Below are 11,863 nucleotides of genomic sequence, written 5' to 3'. Positions count from 1 at the left end.
AGCCTGGCGTCCAGCGCGGCCTCGAGGCCGGCGAGCGCGTCGCCGCGGGGTGCCTGCACGGCACGCTCCTGGCGGGGTGCGCGGTCCTGCGCGGGAGCGGAGGTCTCGACCCCGAGGTCGAGCTGCGGCGCCTGCGTGCGCGGCGCGCGGGTGCTGCGGGCGGGGGCGGCGTCGGCCACCGCGATGCTCTCGGCGCGGCGCGGCTCGAGCGCCTGCGGCCGGGAGCCGCCACGAGCGTCCGAGATGGCCTGGACGAGGTCGCCCTTGCGCATCTTGGAGGTGCCCTTGACGCCCAGCTCGGACGCCATCGCCTGCAGCTCGGGCAGGCGGAGCGCCGAGATTCCGGCGCTGCGGGCGGACCCGCCGGAGGTGCTCACGGCGGGTTCGATGATGTCTGTCACGAAGGACCCTTCCCCTCGTCGGTGGCCGGGACCCGGTGGAACGGGGATCGGCCGACGTCCGGTCGCGGTGACCGAGACGGTGCTGGAGCCACACACGCGCTGCGTACGACGACGTCTGCGCACGGTGGGCTGGATCGTTCCCGGGTCGTCTACTCACTCTGAGGCGGCCGGTCACTGACGACGCGGGCCACCGGAGGACGAGGTCCGGGGAACGCATCGATGCTATCACTGTCGGCTCCGCCACCCGGCCGGGTGAACGACGCGCCCGTTCTTCACCCGGTCAGGTCACCTGGTGGACGGTCGCACCCTCGCGGGCCACCGGGAGGGGCAGGATCTGCCACCCGCCCATGGCGCCGCCGAACGCGGTCCGCACGGCATCGTCCGCGTCCGTGGCCAGCGCTCCGTCGGTTCCTCCGACCCGCCTCCCGAGCACGAGGACGGTGGGTCCGGCGCCGGACACGACGGCCGCGACGCCCTGGGCGCGCAGGACGTCGACGAGCGCGAGCGACGCCGGCATGACCGAGCGGCGGTACTCCTGGTGCAGCCGGTCCTGGGTCGCCTCCAGGAGCAGCTCGGGACGCCGTCCGAGGGCCTCGACCAGCAGCGCGGCGCGGCCCGCCTGGAACGCGGCGTCCGCGTGCGGGACGGTGGCCGGGAGCACGCCCCGGGCGGCCTTGGTGGACAGGTGGTTCGGCGGCACGATCGCCAGCAGCGCCACGTCGTCGTGCACCGTGAGGCCCACGGCGCGGAACCGGTCGTCGCGCCATGCGACGGTCGCGCCGCCGAGCACCGCGGGCGCCGCGTTGTCGGGGTGCCCCTCGATCTGCGCGGCGAGGTCGAGCACGACGTCGTCGGAGAGCGCGTCGGGCTCCGCGATCAGGCCGCGGGCGGCGACGATGCCGGCGACCACCGCCCCCGCGGACGAACCGAGACCGCGGCCGTGCGGGATGCGGTTGTGGCACACCAGGTGCAGGCCCGTTTGCGGTGCCCCGACCAGGTCGAGGGCCGCGCGCAGCGAGCTGACGACCAGGTGCTGCTCGTCGTCGGGGACCTGCCCGGCGCCCTCGCCGGTGACCTCGACCCGGACGCCGGGCGAGCCGAGCGCGCGAACCTCGAGCTCGTCGTGGAGCCCGAGCGCCACGCCGAGGGCGTCGAAGCCCGGGCCCAGGTTGGCGCTGGTGGCGGGGACGCGGACGCGGACGTGGTCCGCACCCAGGCGCATCGCGGGGCCTCAGTCCAGACCGAGGGCCGTGGCGATGGACACCACGTCCGACGAGATCCGCACCGGCACCACGTCGCCGCCGTCGGGGGTGCGCAGCGCCCACTGCGGGTCCTTGAGGCCGTGCCCGGTGACCGTGACGACGATGCGCGCGCCCGCGGGCACGCGACCCTCGTCGCTGAGCATGAGCAGCCCCGCGACGCCGGACGCGGACGCCGGCTCGACGAAGATGCCGACCTCGGCGGAGAGCACGCGGTGGGCGGCCAGGATCTGCTCGTCGGTGACGGCCTCGATGAGGCCGCCCGAGGAGTCGCGCGCCTCCTCGGCCTGCAGCCAGGAGGCGGGGTTGCCGATGCGGATCGCGGTGGCGATGGTCTCGGGCTCGTCGATCGGGTGGCCCTGGACGATGGGCGCGGCGCCGGCCGCCTGGAAGCCCCACATGATCGGGGTCCGGGTGGCGACGGCGGTGTGCTGGGCGCCCGCGTCGAGGCCCGCGTACTCGCGGAAACCCTTCCAGTACGCGGTGATGTTGCCGGCGTTGCCGACCGGCAGCACGTGGATGTCGGGGGCGTCGCCGAGGGCGTCGACGATCTCGAACGCGGCCGTCTTCTGGCCCTCGATCCGGTCGGGGTTCACCGAGTTCACCAGCTCGACCGGGTACGCCTCGGCCAGCTTGCGGGCGGCGACCAGGCAGTCGTCGAAGTTCCCGTCGACCTGCAGCAGCGTGGCGCCGTGCGCGACGGCCTGGCTCAGCTTGCCCATCGCGATCTTGCCGTCCGGCACCAGCACGGCGCAGACCATGCCGGCGCGCGTGGCGTACGCCGCCGCGGAGGCCGACGTGTTGCCGGTCGACGCGCAGACCACGGCCTTGGCGCCGCGACCCGCAGCCGCCGACATGGCCGTCGTCATCCCGCGGTCCTTGAAGGACCCGGTGGGGTTCATGCCCTCGACCTTGATGAACACCTCGGCGCCCGTCCGCTGCGAGAGCGTCGGCGACGGGACGAGCGGCGTGCCGCCCTCCCCCAGCGTGACGATGCGCTCCTGGACGTGGGCGGGCAGGCGGTCGGCGTACTCGGCGATGACGCCGCGCCACTGGTGGGCCATCAGGCTCCCTCGACTCTCAGGACGGAGACGACGCGACGCACGACGTCGAGGCCGGCGATGGCGTCGACCGTGCTGCGCAGGGCGTGCTCGGGGGCCGCGTGCGTGGTGATGACCAGGCGCGCGAAGTCGGCGTCGGGCATCTCGCTCGCCGGCGACTGGCGCACGGCCTCGATCGACACGTCGTGTGACGCCAGCACGGTCGCCACCTGGGCGAGCACGCCGGGCCGGTCCGCGACCTCGAGCCGGACCTGGTACCGCGTCCGCGCGGCCGCGGCGGGCAGCACAGGCAGCTCGGCGTACCGCGACTCGACGGGACCCTTGCCGCCGAGCACGCGGTGGCGGGCCACCGAGACGACGTCGCCCAGGACGGCCGACGCGGTGGGCTCGCCGCCCGCGCCGCGCCCGTAGAACATGAGCTCGCCGGCGGCCTCGGCCTCGACGAACACCGCGTTGTACGCGCCGCGAACTCCTGCGAGCGGGTGGCTGGCCGGGACCAACGCGGGGTGCACGCGCACCTGCACGCCCTCGACCCCGTCGGCGCTGCCGCGCTCGGCGATCGCGAGCAGCTTGAGGACGTAGCCGGTGCGCTGCGCCCACAGCACGTCGTCGGCCGTCAGCGAGGTGATGCCCTCGCGCGAGACGTCGTCGATGGACACGCGCGTGTGGAACGCGAGCGAGGCGAGGATGGCCGCCTTGGCCGCGGCGTCGTACCCCTCGACGTCGGCCGTCGGGTCCGCCTCCGCGTAGCCGAGCGCCTGGGCCTCCTTGACGGCCTGGTCGAGGTCGAGGCCCTCCGACGCCATCTTGTCGAGCACGTAGTTGGTGGTGCCGTTGACGATGCCGAGCACGCGCGTCACGCGGTCGCCGGCGAGCGACTCGCGCACCGGGCGCACGATCGGGATGGCACCCGCGACCGCGGCCTCGAAGTACAGGTCCACGCCGGCCTCGTCGGCAGCGGCGTAGAGCGTCGGGCCGTCCTGAGCGAGCAGCGCCTTGTTGGCCGTGACCACGGACGCGCCGCCGGCGATCGCGCGCAGCAGCAGGCTGCGCGCGGGCTCGATTCCGCCCATGACCTCGACGACGACGTCGGCGCGGTCCACCAGCGCCTCGGCGTCGGCGGTCAGCAGGGCGCGGTCGACGACCACGTCCCGCGGGGCGTCGACGTCGCGGACCGCGACCCCGACCAGCTCGAGCGCCGTCCCGACGCGGGACGCCAGGTCCGACGCCTGCGTCGTGAGCAGCCGCACGACCTCCGTGCCGACGACGCCGCAGCCGAGGACGGCGACGCGCAGGGGCGGGTGGGCGGCGGGCACGGGCGAGGACACGGAGCCTCCAGTCGGAGCGGGCGGGAGCGCCCCCAGGATAGGGGTGCGTCCAGGCCCTGGGACGCGCGGTCCGACGGGTGAGCCGGGGTCCGAGCGCTCCTGTCGCCGGGCGGTGGGCGACTCGCGTGCAGACGTCGTTCCGCTGGGCGCAACGGAGTCCGCACGCGGGCCCCGTCAGCCGAGGTCGAGCGCGAGGAGGTCGTCCTCGGTCTCGCGGCGGACCAGCACGCGGGAGGCGCCGTCGGCGACCGCGATCACGGGCGGGCGCGGGACGTGGTTGTAGTTGGACGCCATCGACCGCCCGTAGGCGCCCGTGGCCGCGACCGCGAGCAGGTCCCCCGCGCGGACGTCGGCGGGGAGCCGGACCTCGTGCACGACGATGTCGCCGCTCTCGCAGTGCTTGCCGACGACGCGCGCGAGCACGGTCTCGCTGCCGACCGCCCGGCCGACGACCTCCGCGTGGTACTGCGCGCCATAGAGGGCGGGCCGGATGTTGTCGCTCATGCCGCCGTCGACCGACACGTAGGTGCGCGTGCGGCCGTCGTCGATGCGCACCGGCTTCACGGTGCCGACCGTGTAGAGCGTGAGGCCCGCGGGCCCGACGATCGCGCGGCCGGGCTCGATGGAGAACCGCGGGAGCGGCGTGCCGAGGTCCGCCGCGCTCGCCCGGACGGAGGACGCGATGTCCTTGGCGATCCGGTCGGGGTCGAGCGCGACCTCGCCGGGGAGGTAGGCGATGCCGTACCCCCCGCCGAGGTCGACCTCCTCGACCAGCACGCCTGTGCGCTCGGCCAGCTGCGCCCGCAGCGTGAGCACGGCGCGCGCGGCGACCTCGAAGCCGGACGGGTCGAGGATCTGGGAGCCGATGTGCGAGTGGATGCCGAGCAGCCGCAGCTCGGGCCGCGCGAGCACCGCGAGCAGGCCGCGCATGGCCGGGCTGTCGCCCTCCGCGGACGCGATCGAGAGGCCGAACTTCTGGTCCTCGTGCGCCGTCGAGATGTACTCGTGCCCGCCGGCGTGCACGCCCGTGGTCACGCGGACCATCACGGGTGCGGGGCGGTCGGCCGAGGCGGCGTCGGCGACCCGCTCGATCTCGACCAGCGAGTCGACGATGACCCGGCCGACGCCCGCGTCGAGCGCACGCGCGATCTCGGCGTCGGACTTGTTGTTGCCATGCAGGCCGATGTCGGCGCCCGGGATGCCGGCGCGCAGGGCCACGGCGAGCTCGCCGCCCGTGGCCGTGTCGACGCGCAGGCCCTCCTCGTGCACCCACCGGGCGACGGCGCCCGAGAGGAACGCCTTGCCCGCGTAGTAGACGTCGACGCCCGCGCCGATCTGGGCGAACGCCGCCTCGAACGCGCGCCGGTAGCCGCGGGCGCGGGCGCGGAGGTCGGCCTCGTCGAGCACGTAGGCCGGCGTGCCGTGGTCGGCCGCGAGGGTCCGGACGTCGACGCCGGCGACGCTCACGACCCCGTCGGCCGCGCGCGCGACGCCCGTGGACCAGGGCTCGCCCGGGATGGAGGTGGTCACATGCGGTCCGGCGCGGTGACGCCGAGCAGGCCGAGCCCGTTCGCCAGGACCTGCCGGGTGGCGTCGTTGAGCCAGAGCCGGGTGCGGTGCGCGTCGGTCACGGGCTCGTCGCCCTCGGGGACCACGCGCCGCTTCTGGTCGTACCACTTGTGGTACGAGCCGGCGAGCTCCTCGAGGTAGCGCGCGACGCGGTGCGGCTCGCGCAGCTCGGCGGCCTGCGCGACCACCCGCGGGAACTCGGCCAGCCGGCCGAGCAGCACCGACTCGCTCGGGTGGTCGAGCAGGGAGGCGTCGAAGCCGTCCTCGCGGCGCACGCCCGCGTCGCCGGCGTTGCGGGCCACGCTCGACGTGCGCGCGTGGGCGTACTGGACGTAGAACACCGGGTTCTCGTTGGTCGCGCGCGTCAGCAGGTCGAGGTCGAGGTCGATGCTCGAGTCCGCCGACGACCGCGCGAGCGCGTACCGGGCGGCGTCGACGCCGACCGCGTCGACGAGGTCGTCGATGGTCACGACCGTGCCCGCGCGCTTGCTCATCCGGACCGGCGCGCCGTCCTTCACCAGGTTCACCAGCTGCCCGATGAGGATCTCCAGGTTGACCCCGGGGGTGTCGCCGAACGCCGCGCAGATCGCCATCATGCGGCCGATGTACCCGTGGTGGTCGGCGCCGAGCATGATGACGACGCGGTCGAACCCGCGCTCGCGCTTGTCCAGGTAGTAGGCGATGTCGCCCGCGATGTACGCGGCCTCGCCGTTGGACCGGATGATCACACGGTCGCGGTCGTCGCCGAACGTGGTGGTCCGCAGCCAGACCGCGCCGTCCGCCTCGAAGATGTGGCCGAGCTCGCGCAGCCGGGCGACGGCCCGGTCGACGGCGCCGGACCTGTGCAGCGAGTCCTCGTGGAAGTAGACGTCGAAGTGCACGCCGAAGTCCTCGAGGGACTGGCGGATCTCCGCGAACATCAGCTCGACGCCGCGCGCGCGGAAGGCCTCGTTGGCCTCGTCGGTGGGCAGGGTGCGCGGGTCCGGCTCGCCGGCGGCGAGGGCGTCGGCCACCACCTGCTCCGCGATCTCGCTGATGTACTGGCCGCCGTAGCCGTCCTCGGGCGCGGGCTCGCCCAGGGCGCGGGCGAGCAGCGAGCGCGAGAAGCGGTCGATCTGCGCGCCGTGGTCGTTGAAGTAGTACTCACGGACGACGGACGCGCCCGACGCCTGGAGCACGCGCGCGAGGCTGTCGCCGACGGCCGCCCAGCGGACGCCGCCGATGTGCAGCGGKCCGGTGGGGTTGGCCGAGACGAACTCGAGGTTGAGCGAGACGCCGGCCAGCGTCTCGTTCTGGCCGTACTCGCCGCCCTGCTCGACGACGGAGCGGGCGAGCTCCCCGGCCGCCGACGCCTCGAGCCGGATGTTGAGGAAGCCGGGGCCGGCCACCTCGACCTCGGCGACGCCCGGCGTGTCGGTCAGGCGGCGCGCGAGCTCCTCGGCGAAGGCGCGGGGGTTGGTGCCGGCCTTCTTGGCCAGCTGCATCGCCACGTTGGTCGCCCAGTCGCCGTGCTCGCGCTGCCGGGGTCGCTCGAGGTGCACGGTCGCGGGGATCGCGGCGGGGTCGAGGGCGAACGTGCCGTCGTCGACGGCGTGTACGAGGGCGGCCTTGAGGGCCTCGGAGAGCTGAGCGGGGGTCACCGGAGAAGGGTACCGAGCCGATCAGAGCGCTTTCGCGCCCGCTTCCGGGCCGAGCATCGTCGGCCGGCAGGCGAACCAGCCCGCCACGAGCAGGAGCGCGACGAGCCCGAGCAGCACCAGGAACGGCTCGCGCCAGGAGCCCGTCGCGACGTGCAGGACGCCGATGCCCACCGGCCCGACGACAGCGAGCCCGTACCCGACGCCCTGGACCATGCCGGAGAGCGCGACGGCGATCGCGGGAGTGCGCGACCGCAGCCCGATGAGCGCGAGCATGATCGGGAACGACCCCGGACCGATGCCGAGCAGCACCATCCACACCGCCGTCGCGTGCGCCGGCGCGAGCATGAGGCCGAGAAGCCCGACCACCCAGCACGCGACGAAGCCGACCACGAGCGGGTACGGGTTGCGCATCCGGGCCGTGAGCACCGGAGAGACGAGGGACGCGGGCAGACCGAGGATCGCGAAGACCGCCAGCCATCGCCCGCCCACGTCGGCACCGAGGCCGGCGTCGGCCAGGATCTCCGGCAGCCAGGCGAACAGCACGTAGGTGCAGGTCGTGTTAGCGAAGAAGGTCAGCACCAGCGCCCAGGCCAGCCGCGAGCGCCACACGATCCGGCTCTCCTGCGCCCCCGCGCTCACCAGCGCTGCCGGCCGGTCGGTACCGGTGCGGGTCTGTGCGCGTCGCAGCAGGGTGCGCAGGTGCGAGCGGGCCGACACCGACTGCGCGATCACGACCACCCACGGCACCACCGCCGCGAACCCGAGGACCGCCCACATCCCGACCGAGAAGCGCCAGCCCGCGGCCTGCGCCACCGGCAGCGCGACGAGCGGCGGGACCGCCGCGCTCACGGACATCGCCACCGAGTACGCCGCGGTGACCGTCCCGATGCGGTCGGGGAAGTACCGCTTCACCAGCGGCGGGAGCAGCACGTTCCCCATCCCCAGGCCGCCGAGCGCGATCACGGACCAGCCGAGGAAGGCGGGCGCGCTGTCGGCCAGCGCGCGCAGGAGCTCCCCGGTCATCGAGAGCAGCAGCGCGAGGATCATCGTCGGCTCGAGGCCCAGGCGACGAGCGACCGGCGTGGCCAGCGAGCCGAACACCGCGAACGACGCCACGGGGATGGTGCCGAGCAGCCCGACCTGCGTCGCGCTGAGCGCGAAGTCCTCGCGGACCACCGAGACGATCGGCGAGACGGCCGCGACCGCGATGCGCAGGTTGAGCCCGACCAGCACGATGCCGGCGAGGACGACGAGCCGGCCGCGCCAGGGCGCGGGCGTGAGCATCGACGAGGACAACGTGGGACTCTCCGGTGGGCGACGGCGCGGTCCGCAGATCATCCGTACGGGGGTCTGGCGTCCGCCGACCCGCCGGTGTTGACTGCACCGCATGCCTGGACACGGAGCGTAACCGGATGGCGCGACGGACCGGACTGATCGACACCGCGGTGGACGAGCTCCGTGGGCGGATCGAGTCGGAGCACTGGCCCGTCGGGGCCCGGATCCCGCCCGAACCCGCCCTGGTCGACCTGCTGGGCGTCGGACGCAACACCGTGCGCGAGGCCGTGCAGTCCCTGGTGCACGCCGGCCTGCTCGAGCGGCGCCAGGGCTCGGGGACGTACGTCGTCTCCCGCTACGAGCTCGCGGCGACCATGGGTCGGCAGATCGCCGACGCCCGCCAGCGGGACGTCGTCGAGGTGCGCCGGGCCCTCGAGGTCGAGGCCGCGCGGCTGGCGGCCCGCCGGCGGACGGCGGCGGACGCGTCGGGCCTGCTCCGGCGTCGCGACGAGCGTGCGGCTGCCTATCACGCAGGCGACCTCGACGCGATGGTGTCGACGGACCTCGACCTGCACCGCGCGATCGTCCGCGCCACCTCCAACCCGGTGCTGGTGACCCTCTACGAGAACCTGCTCGACGCGATCGGCGAGAACATCCGGTTCAACTTCGTCACCGACACGCACGGCCACGACGCGCACGACGTCCTGGTCGAGGCGATCGTCGCCGGCGACGACGCCAAGGCCGTCAGCGAGACGACCCGCTACCTGTCCGCGCTGCTGGGCGAGTGACCCGCGGCTGGTAGTGTCGTGCTCCGCATCGACCCCCGGGCCGGTGCAGCGCCCGCGTAGCTCAGTGGATAGAGCGTCTGCCTCCGGAGCAGAAGGTCGAAGGTTCGAGTCCTTTCGCGGGCACCATCTGAACTGCAGGAACGTCCGGCCGTGTCGCTGGCGTGTCGCTAGAACCAGGGCCAGCGCTGACTCCCTGGCCGCGCGGCCAACTCCGCTCTGCGCGAAGTGGGCGTCAGATGCTCGGGCTTACGCCTGGCGCGAGGACGAGCACCGCGCCGCCCCCGGATGTGTTGCTCCAGATGCCAACCGGGTAACCGACCGCCGGCCGAAGATCGCGCCAGGTGCGATTCTCGGCCGACCAGGTCCGCCCACTACCGTCGGCTGCCTCGATCGTCAGCTCACGCTGCCAGGGCATCCCGGCGAGACCGACTATCCAGCCGTCTGTGCGCACGCCTTCGTCGCCCACTCCGTGAACGGCTGCTTTGCGACGTATCGCGAGCCGCCGAGCCCGCAACGCCACGACCAGTTGCCCGACTGCGCCGACGCTCGTGACAGCGGCAGCGATGAACCACGGTGCGCCCATGCGGATGGTCAGACTCCAAGCCCCTAGCATCCAGGCGGCGGTTGCGACGCTGTAGGCCAGGCCGTCCGAGCGAGTCCCGCCAATGGCCAGCGCGAGGAACGCACATGCGGCGATGAAGGCCAAGCCAGCGAGTGCAACGACAGGCCGCCAGTCGGACGTCGAGACGGTCGCCGATGTCCCTGCAATCAGGGCCACTCCCACCACCACGCCGCCGGGCACGACCCAACCCGGTCCAGGGTCCATCGACCGCTCGAGGTCGGGCGGCACCCCGAACGTGTCCATCCATTGCCCGACGACGACGACCGGCACAGGCGCGTTCCCAGGCCCGAGATCGGGAGGGGTCTGGCGAGAATTGGCGGGCACGCGCCGATGCTGGCGTGCCCGCGTCCCGTTGTCGACGACCCCCGCCGTGGAGCGCCGTCGCCGTAAGGACCAGGCACGCTTCCGGCCGACGCAAACCCGGCGCGTCTGAGTCGGAGTTGGGGCGTCGCTCGACTTGAGGAACTAGGACGGCCCGCGTCGAGCGGCGCCCCTCCCGCGAAGAAGCCACCAGAGCCCGCCGCATAGCGACCCGCCGATGACGCAGAGTCCTGCCCAGATAAAGGCACCCGCACGCCCTTCGGGCGGGTCAAGAAGTCCGAGAACGACGGCGAATCCGGCGAGGCCCAGGAACATGACTGCGAGCCATGCAAGAGTTCCTCGGAGTTGGCGCAACATCATGCCGCCAAAGAGCGGGCCGAACTCGCCGGGGTTGCCCATTTGGGGGCCTGCCTTCATCGCATCCTGGTGAACTGGCCCCGGAGCCTAGCCTCACGACGCACGCAACCCGCCGCGCACCGCGCCTTGAAGGTTCGTCCGCGGTCATCGCGAGAGTGATGGGCTCGGGACGCCGGCCATGTCCAGTCGAGCCGGGTGCGCAGCTCGTCGAGCGCCAGATCGAGCGGGCCCAACGACTCGTCGAGCTGCGGGACCGAGTGGGCCCCCACGATCGGGATGACGGGCGTCCACCCACCGACGACGAGGACCGCGTGGCCCGGCTGGCCGCGCGACGCGACGTGCGGATGGTGCCGGCAGGTCGCTATCGCGTCGGGGCGGCGGTCCGCCCTCCGGCGCTCGTCCTCGGGTACGGCAACCTGGTCGACGCACGGTTGGACGAGGCGGTGAGCCGCCTGGCCGCGGCCGTCAGCGAGGCGGCGGCGTCCGGAGCACGCGAGCGCGCCGGCACACCGGCTCCGAGATCTCACCAGTCTTAGCCGAGGCCATCGGTGCGCTGCGTCCCGACGTGAGCGGCCTGTCAGTCGTTCTGGCGCTCGCCGAACGACCGGCGCCCGTACTCCATCCACACGCCGAGATAGGCCAGCGCCGCGAGCGTGCCGACGACGGCGATGCCGGTGGAACCTGCGCCGGCCGCGCTCGCGACGAGCGCCCCGAGGGTTCCTGCGACGATCGCGTTCACGACGTTGACGAACATCGCGGTGCTGCCCAGGACGTGGCTGAGCGTCGAGCGCCGCAGGCCCATCGTGTAGGTCTGCATGAGACCGGCGCGGCTGTCCTCCCACGAGGTGACGAGGTACGGGCCGATCCCCGGGTCGAGATCCACGTAGGCGGAGCGGATCCGGTTCATTCCCAGGATCAGCGCGCTGTCGTCATGGCTCGCGTTCATCACCCGCACACCGGTCAGGGTGCCCAGGATCAGCACGACCGAGGCCAGGCCGATCGAGAGCACGCGGAACGGGGTCCCGAAGCCCGACGCCTGCGCGACGAGCGCCAGGACGACGAGCGCGGCGGACGCGACGGTCAGGTGGATGGTGATCCTGCTCATCACCTCGGCCCACAGGGTGCTGCGCGTGCCCAGCAGGCTCCAGTGCTCCGTCGCCAGGATCTGGGCGCGCACGGCCGGCGAGGGTGTCCCGGGGGGAGGTTCGGGCGACGACATCGGCGACCCCTTCCAGCGTCGGT

General features: G+C 73.6%; 10 protein-coding genes and 1 tRNA gene. 2 read left to right on the top strand and 9 right to left on the bottom strand.

Annotation, left to right across the window (positions count from 1 at the left end):
- From AC1DT4_RS14995 to AC1DT4_RS14965, 7 genes are all read right to left on the bottom strand, one after another.
- The coding region (locus AC1DT4_RS14995; RefSeq protein WP_477090598.1) for a Rho termination factor N-terminal domain-containing protein at positions 1–401 on the bottom strand (401 nt) is incomplete at its 3' end.
- A 280-nt stretch (positions 402–681) separates the two neighbouring features.
- Complete coding sequence (gene thrB, locus AC1DT4_RS14990; protein ID WP_477090597.1) at positions 682–1,623, bottom strand: homoserine kinase; 942 nt, start codon at positions 1,621–1,623, stop codon at positions 682–684.
- 9 nt (positions 1,624–1,632) lie between these two features.
- The gene (gene thrC, locus AC1DT4_RS14985) at positions 1,633–2,724 is read right to left on the bottom strand and encodes a threonine synthase (protein WP_477090596.1); all 1,092 of its coding nucleotides are present in this window, start codon (positions 2,722–2,724) and stop codon (positions 1,633–1,635) included.
- Complete coding sequence (locus AC1DT4_RS14980) at positions 2,724–4,049, bottom strand: homoserine dehydrogenase (protein ID WP_477090595.1); 1,326 nt, start codon at positions 4,047–4,049, stop codon at positions 2,724–2,726. The genes thrC and AC1DT4_RS14980 overlap by 1 nt, the downstream gene beginning before the upstream one ends.
- A gap of 174 nt (positions 4,050–4,223) precedes the next feature.
- On the bottom strand, positions 4,224–5,579 hold the full coding sequence (lysA, locus tag AC1DT4_RS14975) for a diaminopimelate decarboxylase (RefSeq protein ID WP_477090594.1): 1,356 nt from the start codon (positions 5,577–5,579) through the stop codon (positions 4,224–4,226).
- On the bottom strand, positions 5,576–7,258 hold the full coding sequence (gene argS / locus AC1DT4_RS14970; protein WP_477090593.1) for an arginine--tRNA ligase: 1,683 nt from the start codon (positions 7,256–7,258) through the stop codon (positions 5,576–5,578). Before argS ends, lysA begins: the two co-directional genes overlap by 4 nt.
- Positions 7,259–7,279: 21 nt before the next feature.
- A complete protein-coding gene (locus AC1DT4_RS14965) occupies positions 7,280–8,554 on the bottom strand; it encodes an MFS transporter (RefSeq protein WP_477090592.1) in 1,275 nt (424 codons plus the stop codon).
- Positions 8,555–8,670: 116 nt separating this feature from the next.
- Between AC1DT4_RS14965 and AC1DT4_RS14960 the strand changes: the two genes are divergently transcribed.
- Together AC1DT4_RS14960 and AC1DT4_RS14955 are read left to right on the top strand one after the other, a co-directional pair.
- Positions 8,671–9,321 carry a FadR/GntR family transcriptional regulator gene (locus AC1DT4_RS14960; RefSeq protein ID WP_477090591.1) on the top strand — a complete coding sequence of 217 codons (651 nt, stop codon included), beginning with the start codon at positions 8,671–8,673 and terminating at the stop codon, positions 9,319–9,321.
- Between the two features lie 50 nt (positions 9,322–9,371).
- Positions 9,372–9,447, top strand: a tRNA-Arg gene (locus AC1DT4_RS14955).
- A 106-nt stretch (positions 9,448–9,553) separates the two neighbouring features.
- Here the strand turns inward: AC1DT4_RS14955 and AC1DT4_RS14950 are convergent.
- Together AC1DT4_RS14950 and AC1DT4_RS14945 are read right to left on the bottom strand one after the other, a co-directional pair.
- A complete protein-coding gene (locus AC1DT4_RS14950; RefSeq protein ID WP_477090590.1) occupies positions 9,554–10,213 on the bottom strand; it encodes a hypothetical protein in 660 nt (219 codons plus the stop codon).
- 985 nt (positions 10,214–11,198) lie between these two features.
- The gene (locus AC1DT4_RS14945) at positions 11,199–11,798 is read right to left on the bottom strand and encodes a hypothetical protein (RefSeq protein ID WP_477090589.1); all 600 of its coding nucleotides are present in this window, start codon (positions 11,796–11,798) and stop codon (positions 11,199–11,201) included.
- Positions 11,799–11,863 lie beyond the last annotated feature (65 nt).

The organism is Cellulomonas sp. P4_D11, from assembly GCF_056401915.1.
Note: the sequence above shows the minus strand (reverse complement) of the source record. Positions and strands in the feature narration are given on the sequence as shown.